The following is a 17,940-nucleotide window of genomic DNA, read 5'->3' as shown; positions in this document are numbered from 1 at the left end:
CCCAGGTGAGTCCGGCGGATTCGGCGGCTCACAGGAAGGGATGCACGAGGGGACGCTTTGTTCCCTCTCATTCCGCCGGTCTGCGCTTCCGGTGGCCCGGCTCAGCCCAGGCGCTGGTACAGCAGCGCGTCCTCGCCATCGGCGTAGTAGCGGGGGCGCCGGCCGCAGGGCGACCAGCCGCAGGCCTCGTAGAGCCGCACGGCGGCCTCGTTCGAGGGGCGCACCTCCAGGTACAGCCGGTCCATCCCGTCCGCCGCCAGCTCCCGCTGGCTGGCCAGCAGCAGGGCCCGGCCCAGGCCGCGGCCCCGGGCCGCCGGGGCCACCGCGATCCGCACCAGCTCGGCCTCCCCCGCCCGGGGCGCCCGCGACCACAGGGCGAAGCCCACCTCCGGCACCGTCCACAGGGCCTCGTGGCCGGCCAGGTCGCCCCAGGGCTCCCCGAAGGCCTCGCGGTCCAGGGCCACCACCCAGGGCGGCAGCGCGGCCCCCTCCAGCAGCCGATGGACCGCGTGGGGCCGGGTCATCGCGCCACGCCCTTCCGCAGGGCCTCCGGCAGGTGGGCGGCGGCGTGGGGGAAGTTCACCTCCGCGTCGGTCTCCCGCAGGTAGAAGGGCTTGAGGGGCGCTTCCGGCGCGCCCTGGGCCACCCGCCGCGCCAGCGCCACCAGGCCCGCCAGCGTGGCCGCGCCCTCGTCGGCCAGCGCGAGGCGGTGGTCCGGCAGCACGGCCGCCACCTTGGGCGCGAAGGCCTCCGGCGCCCACCAGGCCTCCTCGCCCACGCGCCCGGGCAGGTCCGCCAGGGGATGCTTGGCGGCGGGTTCCGTGGGGCCGTCTTCCTCCCAGCGCTGGTGGAAGGCTTCGCCCCGCTGGCCATCCAGGAGGATCCACACCGGGCCGGCCAAGTCCGACTGGCGCAGCGCTTCCGCCCGCAGCGCGAAGGCGGAGAAGCCCCAGGTGGGCAGGCCCGTGAGGCCGAAGCCCTCGGCCGTGGCCACGCCGATGCGCAGGCTGGTGAAGCCCCCGGGCCCCAGGCAGGCGGCCACGCCGGCGAGGTCGCCCGGGGCGGCGCCGGCCTCGGCCATGAGCTCGTCCAGGGTGGGGATCAGGCGCTCGCTGTGCCCCCGTCCCACGCCCGAGACCACCCGCCGCGTCCACGCGCGGTCCCCCCGGATCAGCGCCAGGTGCAGGATTTCCGTGGTGGTGTCGAGGGCGAGCAGCATGGAATCCAGTCTGACAGGCGCGCCGTGCCCAAGCGCTCGAACCGGCGCGCGGCGCCCATACGCGAAGCGGCGGCCGTCCGGCCGCCGCTTCGCGTATGGAGAAAAGCCCTAGACCGCCTTCAGGACCTTGCCGGCCTGGATGCAGGAGGTGCAGACGCGCAGGCGCTTGGGGGCGCCGCCCACCAGGGCGCGCACGCGCTGGATGTTCGGGTTCCAGCGGCGCTTGGTGACGTTGTTGGAATGGGAGACGTTGTTCCCGAACTGGGGCTTCTTGCCACAGACTTCGCACTGACGGGACATGGGAACCTCACGGGCCAGAAAGGGAAATAGCCAAGAGACTCAGTGTAATCGGATGTCTGGGAAATGCAAGGGGAAAGGGCTTGCGCCGCGCGCCCCGCCGCATCCAGGATAGCCTCCACGACCTGGAATCCCATGGACCTCGCCCTCTGGGCCCTCGCCTTCACGGTTCTGGACTGGCCCGAACGCCAGAAGGCCGAAGCCTGGGCGGCGGTCCAGGCGGGGGCGGAGCCCGCGATGGCGCCCGACCAGGCCGCGGCCCTGGCCCGCCTGGAGGCCAGCCTGCCCCGGCGGCGCCAGGAGGCCCTCAACCGCGGCGCCCGCCTGCTGCTGCCGGGCGACGAGGGCGCCGACGCCCTGCTGGCGCCCCTGCCCTACCCCGTGGCCCTGTGGGTGCGGGGGAACCTGCCCCCGCCCGTGCCGGGCGCACGCCATAGCCTCGCCATCGTGGGCAGCCGCCAGGCCAGCCGGCACGGTCGGGACCGCGCCCGGAGCTGGGCCAAGGCCCTGGCCCAGGCGGGCGTGGCGGTGATCTCCGGCCTGGCCCGGGGCATCGACCTGGCCGCGCACCAGGGCGCGCTGGACGCGGGCCCGGGCGGCGCAGGCACCTGGGGCGTCCTGGGCTCGGGCCTGGACCATCCCTACCCGCCGGAGCACGCCCCCCTCATGGACCGCATGGTGGCCGCCGGGGGCGGCGTCATCACCCCCTTCCCGCCCGAGGCCCCGCCCCGGAAGTGGCACTTCCCCCGCCGGAACTGGCTGCTGGCGGCCTGGTCCGAGGGCGTCCTGGTGGTGGAGGCCCGGTGGCAGTCCGGGTCCATGGTCACCGCCCGCCTCGCCCTGGACCTGGGCAAGGACCTCTGGGTGTGCCCCGGGTCTCCGGAGGACCCTTCCGCCGAAGGTCCGAACTTTTTACTAAGAGAAGGCGCTGCACGGGTTTGCCTATCCCCGGAGGGCCTGTTGCAGGACCTGGGCCTCCCCCCCCGCCCTTGACAAACCGGCAGGACCCGGATCCATGCTTAGGGGCCGTTCGGGGCGGACAGTATTTTCGGACGGCCCCGGGGCGGGCCCCTGCGCCCCCTGGTTTTGAGAGTGTCCAAGTGCTGTGAATGGGAGGCCTGGCCTCCAAGGAGAAGGGCCGTGACCAGAAAGCCGAACCACGACGATTCGAGTTCGCTGCCAAGTTCTGGTTCTGCGAAGCAGGGCCAGAAGCTCGTGATCGTCGAAAGCCCGTCGAAGGCGAAGACCATCACCAAGTACCTCGGCAAGGGGTACAAGGTCATGGCCTCCGTGGGCCACATCCGGGACCTCCCGCGCAAGCTGGGGGTCGACATCGAGAACGGCTTCCAGGAGGAATACGAGATCAGCCCGGCCAAGGAAAAGGTGGTCAAGGAGCTGAGGGCCGCCGCCAAGACCGCCGACGAGCTGGTGCTCGCCACCGACCCCGACCGCGAGGGGGAGGCCATCAGCTGGCACCTGCTGGAGGCCATCAAGCCGCCCAAGAGCCTGCCCGTCAGCCGCGTCCTCTTCAACGAGATCACCCCGGCGGGCATTCAGAAGGCCATGGCCGCGCCCACCACCATTAATAAGAAGCTGGTGGACGCCCAGCGGGCCCGCCGCGTGCTGGACCGGCTCGTGGGCTACAAGGTGAGCCAGGTGCTCTGGGACAAGGTGCGCCGCGGCCTCAGCGCCGGGCGCGTCCAGAGCGTGGCCGTGCGCATCATCGTGGACCGCGAGAAGGAGATCCAGGCCTTCAACCCCGTCGAGTACTGGGTGCTGAAGGGCAGGTTCGCCGCCAAGCTGCCGCCCAGCTTCTGGATGAAGCTGGTGAAGGTGGGCGGCGAGGCCCTGCAGCTGGGCAACAAGGAGACCAAGCGCCGGGTGGCGGACGCCGCCCAGGCCAAGGACCTGAAGGCCAAGCTGGAGAAGGCCGCCTACCAGGTCACCAGCCTCGAGACGAAGGAGAAGAAGCGGAACCCCGCCGCCCCCTTCACCACCGCCAAGCTCCAGCAGGAGTCGGCCCAGAAGCTGAAGATGAGCGTCAGCCGCACCATGCAGAACGCCCAGCGGCTCTATGAAGGCGTGGACTTCGGCGAAGGCCCCGTGGGCCTCATCACCTACATGCGCACCGACTCGCCACGCATGGCCCCCGAGGCCGTGGAGGCCACCCGCGAGCTCATCGCCAAGAAGTACGGCAAGGAGTACCTGCCCGCCAAGGCCCGCGTGTACACGGGCAAGTCCGGCGCGCAGGACGCGCACGAGGCCATCCGCCCCACGGACGTGGCCCGCACGCCCGAGAGCCTGCGCGGGCACCTGGAGCCCGACCAGTTCCGCCTCTACGCCCTCATCTGGCGGCGCACCATGGCCTCGCAGATGGAGGCCGCGCGCTTCGACGAGACGGTGGTCCAGACGGAGGCCGAAGTCGGCAAGGAGACGGCATTATTTGAAGCCAAGGGCGAGATCGAGCGCTTCCCCGGCTGGCTGGCGGTCTACCGCGCCGACAAGACGGAAAGCGACGCCGAGTCCATCGCCGACGCCACCAAGGATGGCACCCGGGAGGGCGAGGAGGACGAGGACGAGGAGCAGCTTCCAGCCCTGAAGCTGGGCGAAGCTCTGAAGCTGGAGCAGCTCGACGCCGACCAGTCCTTCACCAAGCCCCCGGCGCGCTACAACGAAGCCACGCTGGTGAAGGAGCTGGAGGAGGACGGCATCGGCCGGCCCTCCACCTACGCCAGCATCATCAGCACCATCCAGGACCGGGACTACGTGAAGAAGCACGAGGGCCGCTTCAAGCCCACGGAGCTGGGCATGGTGGTCACCGAGCTGCTCATCCAGGGCTTCCCGCGCCTGCTGGACAGCAAGTACACCTCGGGCATGGAGGGCAACCTCGACCGCATCGAGGAGGGCCAGCTCACCTTCAAGAAGGCCATGACCGACTTCTACGGCCCCTTCGAGAAGGCGCTCCAGGCCGCCGGCACGGACATGCAGAACCTCAAGGCCGGCGTGCCCACGGGCGAGAAGTGCCCCAAGTGCGGCGACCGGAAGAAGCACCCGGGCGTGCTGCTCAAGCGCATCGGCCGCAACGGGCTCTTCGTGGGCTGCACCAACTACAGCGCCGAGAACGAGAAGGACAAGTGCGACTACACGGCGGACCTCGAGAAGATGGAGGAGCCCGAGGACGCGCCCGAGTGCCCGCTCTGCGGCACCACGCCCATGAACCTGCGCAAGGGCCAGTGGGGCCCCTTCTGGGCCTGCCCCAACTACCCCAAGTGCAAGGGCATCGTGAAGGCCGACCCCAAGGGCATCCCCGTGCCGCCGGACGAGCCCATCGGCGAGAAGTGCCCCAACTGCGGCAAGGACTTCGTGAAGCGCCACGGCCGCTACGGCGAGTTCATCTGCTGCATCGACTACCCCACCTGCAAGACGGTGAAGAAGGAGATCCTCGCCGTCCCCTGCCCCAAGTGCGGCGGCGGCCTCAGCCCCCGCAAGACCCGCTTCGGCAAGGTCTTCTACGGCTGCGTGAACTACCCCAAGTGCGACTTCACCGCCTGGGACAAGCCCGTCCCCGTCACCTGCCCCGCCTGCAAGAACCCCACCATGGGCGAGAAGACCCGGAAACCCCGGGGCAAGGATCCCATCCAGGTGCTGCTCTGCCCCAAGTGCGGGCATGAAGAGCCGATGGGATGACGCGCCTTGACCGAGGCCTCGAGATATCAGCCAAGCCTCCTTGCCGCGTCATGCTCCCTAAAGCAAAAGAAGGGAGCCCTTACATCACAGATAAGGCAAAAGAACACATTAATTTCATCGCAGCCGATCAGTGACAACCTAGTATGTGGGAGTCAAAAACTTTATACTGCATAGCGTTATTCATACAATTATAAGTCGACTCAAAATAGACATGATATGTCGCTTGCAGCGGTGTACCATCTTCCTATCGCTACGTGGTTCATTTCGATCGATCAGCACCAAAGCACACATTACCAAATGAGGAGGGAGGGTGCCATGGCGAGCGGGAAGGTCCTTCGTCAGCTGATGCGTGCAGGCGCCAGTGGAGATATTGTTGCTTTTAAAGAGGCATCGCAATTTGTCATTCAAGAGGAACGCCAAAAGCAACACCATTTACTGGCAAATGATTTGGAGCGCATCCTTCATGGTGATATCAGACCAAGTCACCCGTTTCGTAATGGGTTGAATGATCGGGTTCCATTTGATCAGGAGCGGGGCCTACCGTTAATGATCGTAAAGGAGCCTATCCATCGTCTTGACGAAGTCGCACTCAGCCAGAAGGGACGTCAATGTATCGACGACTTAATTGAAGAGCATCATCGATTTGACATCCTCAGAAATTATGGTCTGCGTCCGGCAGATAGGATATTATTCTGTGGTCCGCCAGGATGCGGAAAGACATTGACGGCAGAGGCAATTGCTTCTGAACTTGATCGCCCCTTAGCTCTTATAAGACTCGACAGCGTTGTTTCGTCTTACCTTGGTGAAACAGCATCCAACCTTAGAAAAGTCTTTGATTTTATTGAATCCGTACCGACCATCGCGCTATTTGATGAATTTGATGCCCTCGGGAAAGAAAGGTCTGATGCCAGCGACCATGGCGAGCTAAAACGCGTGGTGAATGCAGTGCTTCAGATGTTGGATTCTTACCAGGGTAAAAGCATTATCATCGCCGCAACAAATCACGAACTAATTCTAGACTCTGCCATTTGGCGAAGATTCGAAGAAATATTATATTTCAATCCACCCGACAAAGAGGTTTTGCTTCAACTTCTCATCATAAAATTAAGAGGAGTTAGGAGAGATTTTGAAATCAACGACAATTATCTATTAGATCTATTTTTGCGGATGTCTCATGCCGATGTCGAACGAATTTTACGTCGAGCCATCAAAGAAATGATTCTTAAAGGCCAAGAGTTTCTACAACTGAGACATATTGAGAAAGCCCACGAAAGGGAGATGCTTAGAAAAGCTTCATCAAATGGAGGTCAATAAAATATGGCCGAAGTATTCCCCCATTTGCGAATCGACCGAGAACAACCCATCACAGAAAAGCGACCCGGGCGTGGCCCTCGGGTCACGCCGCCTGCTGATATCAAGGGACACGCATGCCAGCTTCAAATAAGTTATTCTAAAGCATTAGCTGCGTCGAAAAAAAATATTCAAGGATTTGATGAAAGACCATTATTTAAATTACAAGTTGGCACACTTCAGCCAGAAATAATTGAGCAAGGTTTCCCTGGTGTTGAAGTCGTAAGCCAAGAAGATGGGGGGCATGTCCTTGCATTTGCCAGTCAATCAGCATTGGCGGATTTCGAGGCTCGACTAGCCACTATGGCCGCTGGAGATACCCCTAAATATGCCCAAATATTATACGCCTTAAATGCGTTTGACTGCTGGACAGAAGAAGACCGTAAAGGCTGGGCCCTGAAAAATGAAGGCTTACCTTCTACCGCCGAATTCCGCTTGGACATTGAGCTTTGGCCCATCAATTCCGCATCAGATCGCCAATCAATGCTCAATTCCTTCCAAACATGGGCTTTACAAAATGGGATGAAGATTTTAGATAGCATAAATCACGAAAGTTTAATTTTATACCGCGTAGAATGTAATATCAATCAGGCGACTTTATTATTAAATCATAGAGATATTCGGACAGTAGACCTTCTCCCACTCTATGGTATGGCGATTGAGGCTATTAGCACAGATCTTCAAGACATTCCCGACCCTCTCCCCCCACCAGAAAATGCCCCCTTTATTGCTGTTTTGGACAGCGGAATTGCTGGTGGGCACCCCCTTCTTAAATCAGCCCTTGCAGACGCGCAAGGTTTTTTGGATCCGGACCGCGATGCGCATGACGAGGCCGGTCACGGAACACACGTGGCGGGGATTGCGCTGTACGGAGATATAGAAGAATGCTGGCGTTCAAAATCCTTTTCCCCAGAATTATGGTTATTATCAGGTCGAATTCTAGACGATAAGGCTGAAGCAAATACAAGGCTAATCGAAAATGTCATAGAAGAAGCCGTTAGATACTTTTATGATAATTACGGGTGTAAAATCTTCAACCTAGCATATGGCGATGCAAATAAACCATATCACGGAGGCCATGTACGGGGAGTCGCCTATACGCTTGATCGACTCTCACGTGAATTAGGTATATTATTCATAGTTCCAACTGGCAATTACGAGGATGTTCCAATATCACACCTTCGAGGGAATTATCCCGACTATCTTTTAGAGCCATCTGCGAGACTGATTGATCCAGCTCCCGCATTGAATGTGTTGACAATTGGAAGCCTAGCAAGATGGGATGAAACTTTCAATTCCTCCAGATGGCCAAATGACCCCCACGAACGCCCTATCGCAAGACATGACCAGATATCACCTTTTAGCCGTTGTGGGACATCAGTAAGAGATGCTATCAAACCCGAATTGGTTGCCTATGGTGGCAATTGGGCTTTACATCTCACAACAAATAGAATTAAGGAGAAGGGACTAGGTGAACTTTCTACTTCAGGGGATTTCGCCACTGGAAGAGTTCTTTCGGAAAAGCCCGGGACAAGCTTCGCTGTTCCACATGTAGCCCATGTAGCCACAAAACTATTAGGGAATATGCCTCCTGGGACTTCTACAAACCTCATTAAAGCCCTTCTAATTGCAAATGCCAGAATTCCGCACGCATGTAAACTATTATTTTCAAGTGATGAAGATATACTCTCGCGAACAGTGGGTTACGGTGTAATTGAATCTTCTGGTTTATTTAGGTCCACTGAAGACGAGGTAACTCTAATATCAGAAGCAGAGCTAGAAAATAAATCCAATCATTTCTATGAAGTCCCACTTCCGAAATCCTTCTATGGCGAAGGGCGGAGGTCCCGCACAAGAGAAATCACAATCGCGCTAGCCCATTGCCCTCCAACAAGAACGACTCGTGTTAATTACAAAGCGATTCGGATGGAATTCAAACTTGTCGAGGCCAACAACCTGGCTGAGGCAGTTAAAATGTTTAATAAATCAACCCCCATAGATGAATATAATAGAATTCCAGAGGTTTCATGCAACAAAATGTGTTATGGATCTCAAAAAAGATCTAAAGGGACAGCCCAATGCACAACTTGGATGATAAAACGCTCTAGGCCAAAATCCATGTTTATCGTTGTCACCCGTAATGATAATTCATGGGCTGACTGCGAAAATAAGGAGCCTTACGCATTAGCAATTAAGATATTCGACCGTGAAAACGAAGAAGCAAAACTCTACACCCAAATTCGCACCGTTTTACAGCTACGTGAGCGGGCCAAGGTTAGGATTTGATTTATTATCACACTTTGCGATATATTACGGACTTACACCCAAGGACACCGCCCTTCCCCAGGGTTTCGATTAACTAAGAATCCCCCGAAGCCTCACACCGCGAACCGCACCCCCGTGAGCCGCTCGCTAAGGCTCCACAGCCGCTCGGCGGCCTCGGGGTCGATGGCGTGGGGGCGGACGCCGACGGTGCCGGGGGCGCCGGGCGGCAGGATGGGCGCCACGTCGCAGTCCTGGCAGTAGACGCCGCCCCGGCCGGCGAGCTGGGGGCTGGTGGCGCACCAGACGCTGGTGGCGGCGCCCTGCTGGGCGTTCTTGAAGTCGCCGCCCTCGGCCACGGAGCGGCCCGCGGGCACGGTGCCGGGACCGTCCGCCGCCGTCAGCCCGAAGGCCTGCCGGTCCTCGTCCGTCATGTGCTGGCCCAGGTCCGTGAGGATCACGCCCGGATGCACGGCGAAGGCGCGGACGCCGCGGGCCTCCCCGCGCCGGTCGAGCCCCACGGCGAAGAGCACGTTGGCGCTCTTGGCCTGGCCGTAGGCCTGCCACCTGTCGTAGGGCCGGCGCTCGAAGTTCGGATCGTCGAGGTCCACCCCGGCCCGCTGGTGGCCCCGGGAGGAGAGCGCCACCACCCGCGCGCCCCCGGGCATGGATCCGGCCGCCAGCAGCGCCGGCCAGAGCCGCGCCGTGAGCTGGAAGTGGCCCAGGTGGTTCGCGGCGAACTGCGCCTCGTAGCCCCGGGCATCCCGCGTGAGGGGCGTGGCCATGATGCCGGCGTTGTTGATGAGCATGGGCAGGGGCCGCTCCGTGCTCAGGAATGCCACCGCGAAGGCGTCGATGGAGGCCGGGTCCAGCAGGTCCATGGGGGCCACCTCCACGCGCGCCAGCCCCGCCACCGCCGCGCGGGCCTTCGCCACGTTCCGGGCCGGCACCACTACCGTGGCCCCGGCTTCCGCCAGGGCCCGGGTGGTCTCCAGCCCCAGCCCCGCGGAGCCGCCGGTCACCACGGCCACGCGGCCCGTGAGATCCAGCCCCCGCAGCACCTCGCGGGCCGTGGTGGCGGGTCCGAAACCGGAAGGAAGGGGCGTCTGCGGGCTGGGCATGGTCGGCTCCTCGGACAGGCAGGATAGCGGCGTTCGCCTCCGTTCCTCCGCGAATCCGCAGGCCTCCATGTCATGCCGCTCATCCCCCCGGGCAAACCCGGCCTTCCACGGAGGGGGTGGCCAGCCTTGCGGCCGGGGCCGGCCAGCTGCGGCGCCTCGCGCCACCCTCCTTCATCGCGCCTGGGCCAGGGCCACCGCATCGGCGCCCGCGGGGAACCGCAGCTGCCCCGTGGTGTCAACCGCGGCGCGCCACACGGCCTCGGCCACATCGGTCTCGCGCGTCACCGCGGCTGGCTGCGCGAAGGCCGCGAAGACCCGCTCCGCGAAGGGCGCGTAGGCCTCCGGGATGAGCCCTTCCATGCGCTGGCTCCCGTTGCTCGCGAAGCGCGTGGTGGGGGCGTAGCCCGGCTCGACCAGCTTCACCCGCACGTGGAAGGCCTCGAGCTCGAAGGCCAGCGACCCGGTGAACCCTTCGATGGCCGCCTTGCTCGCCGTGTACACCGCCGCCAGCGGCATGCGCGCCAGGGTCACGCTGGAGGTCACGTTCACCACCACCCCGGACTTCCGGGCGCGGAACTGCGGCAGGACCGCCTGCGTCATGGCCATGACGCCGAAGGTGTTGGTCTCGAACACCTCGCGCGCGGTGGCCATCGGCGTGGCCTCGAAGGCGCCGACAACCCCAATGCCCGCGTTGTTCACGAGCACATCGAAGGGCCCGCAGGTCTCGAGCAGGGCCGTGATGCTTTCGGGCTTCGTCACATCGAGCGCCAGGATCCGGAGCCGCTCGGACCGGGGCAGAACGTCCTGGCGCGGCGTCCGCATGGTGGCGATCACGTTCCAGCCCTGGGCGAGGAAGTGGCGCGCGGTCTCGAGGCCGTAGCCGGAGGAGGCACCCGTAATGAGCACGGTCTTCATGGTGGTCACCTTTTTGGAGGTCCACCATCGGATGGACCTGCCTAGAATAGGAATCCCGATCCGGACTTTCTATGATGCAAAGTCCTCATTTCATTTGCGAGAGTCCACCATTGAGCGACCCCCTTTCGGAAGTCATCGCGCTGCTCCAGCCGCGCACCGTGTTCTCCAAGCAGATCAGCGGGGCGGGCCGCTGGGGTGTCCGCTACTCGGAGTTTGGCCACCCGAGCTTCAGCGCCGTCCTCGAGGGGAGCTGCCGGCTCGCGGTCGATGGACACCCTGCCCTCACCCTCGGGGCGGGTGACTTCGTGCTGCTTCCGGCGACGCCAGGCTTCACCATGTCCGGGTTCGAGGCGGTGGAACCCGAGCGCATCGACCCCAAGGTGGCGCCCGCGCCCACGGATGAAGTCCGCCACGGCAGGCCCGATGGCCCCGCCGATGCGCGGATGCTGGGCGGCTACTTCATCTTTGATTCTCCCGATGCGGCCATGCTGGTGTCGCTGCTGCCCGCCGTGGTGCACGTGCGGGGCGTCGAGCGCCTCTCCCTGCTGGTGCGGCTCGTCGGCGAGGAATCCACCGGGCAGAGGCCGGGCCGCGAGCTCGTGCTTGCCCGCCTCGTGGAGGTGCTGCTCATCGAGGCCCTGCGGTCGACCACACGTGGAGACGCGCCTCCCGGGCTACTTCGCGGGCTGGCCGATGCCCACCTCGCGCCGGCCCTGCGGCAGATGCACGGCCAGCTCGCGCGCGCCTGGACCGTCGCCCAGCTCGCGAAGACGGCCGCCCTGTCGCGATCGGCCTTCTTCGAGCGCTTCACCCGTACCATCGGCACCCCCCCCATGGAATACCTGCTCGCCTGGCGCATGGCCGTGGCGAAGGATCTGCTGCGCCGACGCGATCTCGGCATTACCGAGGTGGCCGAGCGCGTCGGCTACGCCTCCGCGAGCACCTTCAGCACCGCCTTCAGCAGGCACGTGGGCCAACCTCCGAGCCGGTTCGCGCGACCCCCCGTGGGCGCAGCTGCAGGCGAGGGATGACGGATCCCGGGCTGGACGGGCCTCGCGGGATGGCTGGAACCCGGACCCGGCCCTGGCGACCAGGCGAGGATCCGGACCCGCCCGGGCCGCCCCGCCGCAGGCCGTCACGGAGATCCGCGGGGGGATAAGCGGATGAGCCGCGGCCCGCCTACACGATGGCCATGAGCAGCCGCTTCAGCTGGTCCAGGTGCAGGAGGTCGTGGCCCGCGAGCATGGGCAGGAGCTGGCCCAGGGACTCGGGGCCGCGCTCGCTGTGCCGGCCGGCGCGCGCGAGCTCCTGCGGCGTGAGGCTCCCCCAGAGGCGCAGGTTGTGGGGGCGCAGGGCGCGGAACGTCTCGACGAGCTCCCGGGGGTCGCGCGCGTTGTGGTGCTGCCCCACCACCCACTGATCCTGGTCCATGACCTGCATGGGCGGGTTCTCCTCGCAGAGGATGAGCCGGGTGCGGTAGCCGTAGACCCACTCGCAGTCGCAGAGGTGGCCGATGACCTCGCAGGGCGTCCACTTCCCGGCGATGGGCCGGGTCTGCAGCCGCTTCCCGGCGTGGTCCCGCACCAGGCCCGCCAGCACGTCGCCCGTCGAGCCCAGCACCTCGAGCGGATCCCGGTCCCCCAGGAACCCCAGGATTCTCGCCCGGTAGGCGGCGGTGGCGTCCTGTGGATCCGGGGTGCTCGCCATGGGGTCCTCCGTGGGGGTGGGGAGAGAGCCTACCCAGATCCGGGGGCTCGCGAAAGGGCCACTGATGGCCACCGATTGAAAAGATCTTTTCGCCACCGATTCCGCTGATGACGCTGATGGCGCGCCGCAAGTTCTCCGCATGGGCCCGCCGGAGGCGGCTTCCGGCGTCGCCGGAAGGGAGCCGGGGGCGCCGTGGCCGCGCTCCCAGAAGGCACGGCGGCGGCGCCCCCGGCTCCGCCCATGCTGCCTGGTCGCGGTAATCACTGAAATCGGTGAAATCGGTGGCGAAAAGCAGTTCCGCTTTCATCGATGTTCATCGGTGGCTCCAGAAAACCTTTCCTCCACCCCGCCCGAAGGCTCCGATGGCACCGACCCCAGGCCGGCCCCATCCTTGGGGGTGCGCTGTGTCGAAGGAGGCTGCCATGGCCACGACGAAGCTGGAGGAATTCCTCAATCAGAACGGGGTGGTCCACCAGATCATCCATCACCCGCTGGCCTTCACGGCCACTTCGGTGGCCGGGGCCGCCCACATCAAAGGCAAGGAGATGGCCAAGACCGTCATGGTGAACCTGGACGGCCACCTGGCCATGGCGGTGCTGCCCGCCGACCGCAAGGTGGACCTGGAGCGCCTGCGCAAGGCCACCGGGGCCGTCAACGTCGAGCTGGCCGACGAGCGCGAGTTCATCGGCGACTTCCCCGAGTGCGAGCCCGGCGCCATGCCGCCCTTCGGGAACCTGTACGGCATGGACGTCTACGTGGAGCCGCACCTGGCGGCGGACCCGGAGATCGCCTTCAACGCCGGCTCCCACACCGAGCTGATCCGCATGGCCTACAAGGACTTCGAGCGCCTGACGCACCCGAAGCTCGTGGACATGTAGATCCGCTGAGATCGGCCTTTCCCGGGCGGCGCCCGGCGCGCCGGGCCCCGTGAGGAGGTTTCCATGCGCCTGAAGGGCAAGTCCATCCTCATCACCGGCGGGGCCAGCGGCATCGGGCTGGCCACGGCGGTGCGCTGCCTGGACGAGGGCGCCAGCGTCGTCCTCGCGGACTTGCCCACCTCCCAGGGCGTGGCCCATGCCAAGGACCTGGACGGCCGCCACGCGGGCCGCTGCCTGTTCCGGCCCTGCGATGTCACCGCCACGGACCAGGTGGACCGGCTCATCGCCGACACCGTCAAGGAGCTGGGCCGCCTGGACGGTGTGTTCAACAATGCCGGCATCGGCGGCATGAGCCTGGCCCACGCCACCAGCGACGAGGACTTCCTGCGGGTGATCGACATCAACCTCATCGGCGTGTTCCGCGTGGCCCGGGCGGCGCTGCGCCAGATGTACCCGCAGGGCAGCGGCAGCATCGTGAACTGCGCGTCCATCCTGGGCGTGTTCGGCCAGACCATGGTGGCGGCCTACTCGGCGGCCAAGGGTGGGGTGGTGAACCTCACCCGCACGCTGGCGCTGGAGGCCGCCGCCAAGGGCGTGCGCGTGAACGCCGTGGGGCCGGGCTACATCGACACGCCCCTGCTCTCGGGCCTGGACCCCGATGTGCGCCGGGCGCTCATCGAGCTGCACCCTCTGGGTCGCCTGGGCCGCCCGGAGGAGGTGGCCCACGCCGTGGCCTTCCTCCTGAGCGACGAGGCCAGCTTCACCACCGGGGCCCTCCTGATGGTGGATGGCGGCTTCACGGCCGGGAAGTCCTGACCTCGGCGGCCTGGTAGATCCCCCGCACCATCTCGACACCCCAGCCCTTCAGGGCCGCGGGCAGGTCGAACCCGAGCCGCTGGTAGTGGGCGCGGACCTCGCGGCCCGCCGCTTCATAGGCGTCGCGGCTGGCCCAGGCGGCGAGGGTCACGAGGTTGAAGGCGGACGCCCCGTCCCGCTGCTCGAGGACCAGGTGGCCCCGGAAGCCGGGCAGGGTGCGGATGAAGGCCAGGTTCTGCTGCATCCGGTCCGTGAACGCGGCCCGGGCGGCCTCGGGCACCGTGAAGGCGTCGTGCAGGAAGCAGAGTCCGGGCTCGCGGTCGAGGTCGAGGGAGAAGGGGGACATGGGGGCTCCTGGGGGTAGCGGAACGCATCGTGCCGCTCTCTGGATTCTTGTCGTGACGGCCATCCAGAACTTGTATGAATTCAGGAACTCCATGCATGAGCTTCGGGCAGGAGTAGGATCACCCCATGCAGGTCCACACCTTCGCCCCGACCGAAGCGCTCGCCCCCTTCGTCCGCGCCTTCCAGATCATCGAGGCGGACGGCGCCACGGAGAAGCTGCTCATCCCCGAGACGGGGCTGATCCTCGGCTTCCGCTACGCGGGTTCGTCGACCCTGATGGAGGGCACCGCGCGGCTCGAGGTCCCGGACCACGTCGTGACGGGCCTGCGGGCCACGGCCCGCCGCATGGTCACCGCCGCCGGCAGCGGGATCGTCCTGGCGAAGTTCCGGGACGGCGCGGCCGGGGCCTTCTTCGATCCGCCGCTGCACCAGCTCTTCGGGGCCACCCTGCCGCTCGAGGAGCTGGCGGATCCCCGGGTGGTGGAGGCGGCCTCCGCCGGCATCCGTGCGGCCCGCGACCACCGGGCGCGCGTGGACGTCCTCGAGCGGTTCCTGCTGGCGCAGAGGGCGCGCCGGGACTGGCGCGGGGATCCGGTGGTGGGCGCCGCGCTACGGGCCCTCCGGGCCGATCCGTCCCTGCGCGTCGCGCCCCTCGCGGGAGAGCTCGGCCTGAGCGTCGATGGGCTGGAGAAGCGGTTCCGCCGGAGCGTCGGGGCCTCCCCCAAGCAGGTGGCCTCCATCCTCCGCCTGCGCCGGGCCCTCGGCGCCCATCGCCCGGGGACGCCCCTGACCCGGCTCGCCCTGGACGCGGGGTACTACGACCAGGCCCACTTCATCCGCCAGGTCGTGGCCGCCGTGGGCGTGGCGCCGAGGGCCTTCCTCCACGCGGCGCAGTTCTGCCTCTGAGGCCTTCCCGCGCGAAGCTGGGATACTGCCCCCATGTCCCTCCCAGGTTCCGATCCTTCGCCGGCCCGCGCTGAGCGTCCGCTCCTGGTCCTGCTGCCGGGCCTGGACGGCACGGGGATCATGTTCGGGCCCTTCGTGGCGGCCCTGGAGGCCGCGGGCTTTGAGGCGCGGGTGGTGCGCTATCCGCCGGCCCTGGTGTCCTACCCGGCCTGCGCCCATTTCGCCCGCACGCTGCTGCCGAGGGACCGGCCCTTCCTGCTGCTGGGGGAGTCCTTTTCGGGCCCCGTGGCCCTGGCCCTGGCGGCGGAGGCGCCGGAGTACCTGGTGGGCGCGGTGCTCTGCGGCACCTTCGCGAAGAACCCCCGGCCCGGCCTGGGCCGGCTGTCGCCGCTGCTGCCCATCCTGCCCAACCGCCTGCCGACGGCGGTGATCCGGTTCCTGCTCCTGGGCCGCTGGGCCACGGAGCCGCTCATGGACCTCCTGCGCACCCTGGTCCCCCAGGTGCCGGCCGCCACGGTGAAGGCCCGCCTGCGCGCCGTGGTGGCCGTGGACCAGACGCCGCTGCTGGGCCGCATCCAGGTGCCCGTCCTGGCGCTCGTCGCCGCCCGGGACCGCCTGGTGCCCCCTTCCGCCACCGCCTGGCTCCGCGCCCACCTTCCCAACCTGGACATCACGCGCCTGCAGGGCCCGCACTGGCTCCTGCAGACCCGCCCCGACGCCTGCCTCCAGGCCATCGAGGCCTTCCTGAACCGCCTGCCGAATGCCAGGTGATGGGATACTCCCCCCATGCCCTTCCTCGCCCGCCCCGCGATCCGCTGGTCCGTCCTCATCACCCTCTGGGCGGTGGTGGGGGCGGTGCTGTGGATCCTGCTGGTGCAGGTCTTCCTGCTGGCGCTGAACCCCTTCTGCCACGCGCAGCGGCCTGGCGTGGCCCACGTGGAGGTGCGCAGCGTCGACCGGGACCCCGACAGCCAGATCACCGACTTCGTGACGGTGAAGCAGGGGGACTCGGAGCAGGTGCTCAAGATGGCCAAGGCCGAGGCGGCGGAGCTGCGCCCGGACGACGAGGTGTGGATCCTCGACGCCTGGTACGCCGACGGCCTGCGCCCCACCCAGTTCCGCCTGACGCCCCTGCGCGTGCTGCTGGAGTACCCGGTGCTGCTGCTGCTGCCCGCCGCCTGGGGCCTGTGGCGCGTGCGGAAGGCCAAGCGGGTGGCCGACGCCGCCCCGCCCCCGCCCGTGCGCCGGGTATTCACGGACGACTTCCACCTGCGCGCCCAGCGGTTCGCCAAGCCCACGGCGGAAGACAAGCATCCGCCGCAGGACGTTGACGAAGGCTGAGCGCCGGGCCCTACTTCGCGGGTTCCTTCGCGGGCTTGGGCGCCCAGAAGGCCGGATCGCTGGCGATGAGGCCGGGGCTGGGGTAGCTCAGCTTGGGGCTGAAGGCGAAGAGCTGGTTGCTCACCCCGTTGACCGTCTCCACGAACGCCTTCTGCATGGCTTTCCGGCCCTCCTCGCCCAGGGCGTCCATGAAGGCCTTGTTGGCGGTGTCCATCGCGTCCATGTCCGCCAGGGACTTCATGGGACGCAGCACCACGTAGGTGGGCGACCAGGTGCCGGCCTCGACCTCGTAGAAGGCGAAGGAGGCCGGGAAGTGGCTCTTCTCATAGGCGGCGATGGCCATCTTCACGGCATCCTCGAAGGCCTTGGTCATGCCCTGCTTGACCCGGAAGGTGCGCACCCGCATGTACCGCATCTTCCCGATCTCCACGTCGGGCCCGTAGCTCAGGTCCTTCCGGTAGGAGGACAGGAAGCTCTGCGCCTCGCTGAGGTGCTCACCATCCTTCTGCGAGATGGCGTCGACCTCCTTCTTCAGGGCCATGTTCTTCTCCTGCTCCTGCTGCTTGGCCTCCCAGTCCGCGTAGGACCGGAAGCCCATGCAGAACCAGGCCTCCGAGGGCCCCGTGAGGGAGCTCATGCCCAGGTAGTGCTCCGAGGACTTGCCCTTGGCCAGAGCCCGGCTCCAGGCGGACTCGGTGGCGGCGTGGGCGGCGCCGTGGCCTGGCTTGACCGCCTCGCGGTAGACCATCAGGAGCGGGGGCGGCGGCTGGGGACCGCCCTGGGCCCGCAGGGTCGCGAGGGATGGGGCGAGGAGAACCGGGGCCAGGAAGAAGGCCAGCCGGAAAGCCGGGAATGGGGAGAAGAGGGAATGCTTCATGGAAGCCCACCTCCAGAGGGCGGACCCGAGGGTAGTCCCGATTCATTGTCCATACTTGGTATTTTTTATGTTGTTACACCATTGAGTGATCGTTTTAATCCAATAGCAAACCTGGTGGTCACAAGCCAGAATTCGGGTAGCAGGCGGCTTCCCATGCCCGGCGGGGACGCGCCAGGAGGCGGTGAACGGCGGCGGCCTGCGAGGCCTTGTCGCCCCGGA

Annotated in this window: 18 protein-coding genes; 10 read left to right on the top strand and 8 right to left on the bottom strand. The window is 65.6% G+C overall.

The window, feature by feature from the left end; genetic code table 11:
* Positions 1–101: 101 nt before the first annotated feature.
* The 3 genes from MLJ35_RS01620 to rpmB all read right to left on the bottom strand — a co-directional run bounded on the left by MLJ35_RS01620 (position 102) and on the right by rpmB (position 1,519).
* Positions 102–524 carry a GNAT family N-acetyltransferase gene (locus MLJ35_RS01620; RefSeq protein WP_243319969.1) on the bottom strand — a complete coding sequence of 141 codons (423 nt, stop codon included), beginning with the start codon at positions 522–524 and terminating at the stop codon, positions 102–104.
* Positions 521–1,219 carry a tRNA (adenosine(37)-N6)-threonylcarbamoyltransferase complex dimerization subunit type 1 TsaB gene (gene tsaB / locus MLJ35_RS01615; protein WP_243382479.1) on the bottom strand — a complete coding sequence of 233 codons (699 nt, stop codon included), beginning with the start codon at positions 1,217–1,219 and terminating at the stop codon, positions 521–523. Before tsaB ends, MLJ35_RS01620 begins: the two co-directional genes overlap by 4 nt.
* Before the next feature lie 108 nt (positions 1,220–1,327).
* Positions 1,328–1,519 (bottom strand): 50S ribosomal protein L28, encoded by a 192-nt coding sequence (gene rpmB / locus MLJ35_RS01610; RefSeq protein WP_243286606.1) that lies wholly within the window; start codon positions 1,517–1,519, stop codon positions 1,328–1,330.
* Between the two features lie 132 nt (positions 1,520–1,651).
* Here rpmB and MLJ35_RS01605 point away from each other — a divergent pair, with 132 nt between their 5' ends.
* The 4 genes from MLJ35_RS01605 to MLJ35_RS01590 all read left to right on the top strand — a co-directional run bounded on the left by MLJ35_RS01605 (position 1,652) and on the right by MLJ35_RS01590 (position 8,839).
* Positions 1,652–2,509 (top strand): DNA-processing protein DprA, encoded by an 858-nt coding sequence (locus MLJ35_RS01605; RefSeq protein WP_243382477.1) that lies wholly within the window; start codon positions 1,652–1,654, stop codon positions 2,507–2,509.
* 147 nt (positions 2,510–2,656) lie between these two features.
* Positions 2,657–5,203 (top strand): type I DNA topoisomerase, encoded by a 2,547-nt coding sequence (topA, locus tag MLJ35_RS01600; protein ID WP_243382475.1) that lies wholly within the window; start codon positions 2,657–2,659, stop codon positions 5,201–5,203.
* A gap of 315 nt (positions 5,204–5,518) precedes the next feature.
* A complete protein-coding gene (locus tag MLJ35_RS01595; RefSeq protein ID WP_243382473.1) occupies positions 5,519–6,517 on the top strand; it encodes an AAA family ATPase in 999 nt (332 codons plus the stop codon).
* Between the two features lie 3 nt (positions 6,518–6,520).
* Entirely contained in the window at positions 6,521–8,839 is a 2,319-nt protein-coding gene (locus MLJ35_RS01590) for a S8 family peptidase (protein ID WP_243382471.1), read from the top strand.
* Between the two features lie 92 nt (positions 8,840–8,931).
* On the opposite strand, the gene MLJ35_RS01585 is transcribed toward MLJ35_RS01590, so the two are convergent.
* Together MLJ35_RS01585 and MLJ35_RS01580 are read right to left on the bottom strand one after the other, a co-directional pair.
* Positions 8,932–9,936 (bottom strand): oxidoreductase, encoded by a 1,005-nt coding sequence (locus tag MLJ35_RS01585; RefSeq protein WP_243382469.1) that lies wholly within the window; start codon positions 9,934–9,936, stop codon positions 8,932–8,934.
* A 171-nt stretch (positions 9,937–10,107) separates the two neighbouring features.
* The gene (locus MLJ35_RS01580; RefSeq protein WP_243382467.1) at positions 10,108–10,851 is read right to left on the bottom strand and encodes an SDR family oxidoreductase; all 744 of its coding nucleotides are present in this window, start codon (positions 10,849–10,851) and stop codon (positions 10,108–10,110) included.
* A 110-nt stretch (positions 10,852–10,961) separates the two neighbouring features.
* Here MLJ35_RS01580 and MLJ35_RS01575 point away from each other — a divergent pair, with 110 nt between their 5' ends.
* On the top strand, positions 10,962–11,882 hold the full coding sequence (locus MLJ35_RS01575) for an AraC family transcriptional regulator (RefSeq protein WP_243382465.1): 921 nt from the start codon (positions 10,962–10,964) through the stop codon (positions 11,880–11,882).
* Between the two features lie 148 nt (positions 11,883–12,030).
* Here MLJ35_RS01575 and MLJ35_RS01570 read toward each other — a convergent pair whose 3' ends face one another.
* Positions 12,031–12,558, bottom strand: a complete 528-nt coding sequence (locus MLJ35_RS01570) for a DinB family protein (protein ID WP_243382463.1) — start codon at positions 12,556–12,558, stop codon at positions 12,031–12,033.
* A gap of 422 nt (positions 12,559–12,980) precedes the next feature.
* Between MLJ35_RS01570 and MLJ35_RS01565 the strand changes: the two genes are divergently transcribed.
* Positions 12,981–13,436 carry an aminoacyl-tRNA deacylase gene (locus MLJ35_RS01565; RefSeq protein ID WP_243382461.1) on the top strand — a complete coding sequence of 152 codons (456 nt, stop codon included), beginning with the start codon at positions 12,981–12,983 and terminating at the stop codon, positions 13,434–13,436.
* 63 nt (positions 13,437–13,499) lie between these two features.
* Complete coding sequence (locus MLJ35_RS01560) at positions 13,500–14,252, top strand: SDR family NAD(P)-dependent oxidoreductase (protein ID WP_243382459.1); 753 nt, start codon at positions 13,500–13,502, stop codon at positions 14,250–14,252.
* Here the strand turns inward: MLJ35_RS01560 and MLJ35_RS01555 are convergent.
* Complete coding sequence (locus MLJ35_RS01555; protein ID WP_243382457.1) at positions 14,233–14,598, bottom strand: antibiotic biosynthesis monooxygenase; 366 nt, start codon at positions 14,596–14,598, stop codon at positions 14,233–14,235. The two genes, MLJ35_RS01560 and MLJ35_RS01555, sit on opposite strands and share 20 nt — an antisense overlap.
* Before the next feature lie 125 nt (positions 14,599–14,723).
* Here MLJ35_RS01555 and MLJ35_RS01550 point away from each other — a divergent pair, with 125 nt between their 5' ends.
* From MLJ35_RS01550 to MLJ35_RS01540, 3 genes are read left to right on the top strand one after another with little or no spacing between them, the layout of a single operon-like run.
* Positions 14,724–15,503: an AraC family transcriptional regulator gene (locus tag MLJ35_RS01550; RefSeq protein WP_243382455.1), complete on the top strand. Its 780-nt coding sequence runs from the start codon at positions 14,724–14,726 to the stop codon at positions 15,501–15,503.
* A gap of 33 nt (positions 15,504–15,536) precedes the next feature.
* Entirely contained in the window at positions 15,537–16,274 is a 738-nt protein-coding gene (locus MLJ35_RS01545) for an alpha/beta fold hydrolase (RefSeq protein ID WP_243382454.1), read from the top strand.
* A gap of 15 nt (positions 16,275–16,289) precedes the next feature.
* Positions 16,290–16,844 carry a hypothetical protein gene (locus MLJ35_RS01540; protein ID WP_243382452.1) on the top strand — a complete coding sequence of 185 codons (555 nt, stop codon included), beginning with the start codon at positions 16,290–16,292 and terminating at the stop codon, positions 16,842–16,844.
* Positions 16,845–16,854: 10 nt separating this feature from the next.
* On the opposite strand, the gene MLJ35_RS01535 is transcribed toward MLJ35_RS01540, so the two are convergent.
* Positions 16,855–17,721 carry a hypothetical protein gene (locus tag MLJ35_RS01535; protein ID WP_243382450.1) on the bottom strand — a complete coding sequence of 289 codons (867 nt, stop codon included), beginning with the start codon at positions 17,719–17,721 and terminating at the stop codon, positions 16,855–16,857.
* Positions 17,722–17,940: the final 219 nt, after the last annotated feature.

Source organism: Geothrix alkalitolerans, from assembly GCF_022808885.1.
GTDB classification, from domain to species: Bacteria; Acidobacteriota; Holophagae; order Holophagales; family Holophagaceae; genus Geothrix; species Geothrix alkalitolerans.
Note: the sequence above shows the minus strand (reverse complement) of the source record. Positions and strands in the feature narration are given on the sequence as shown.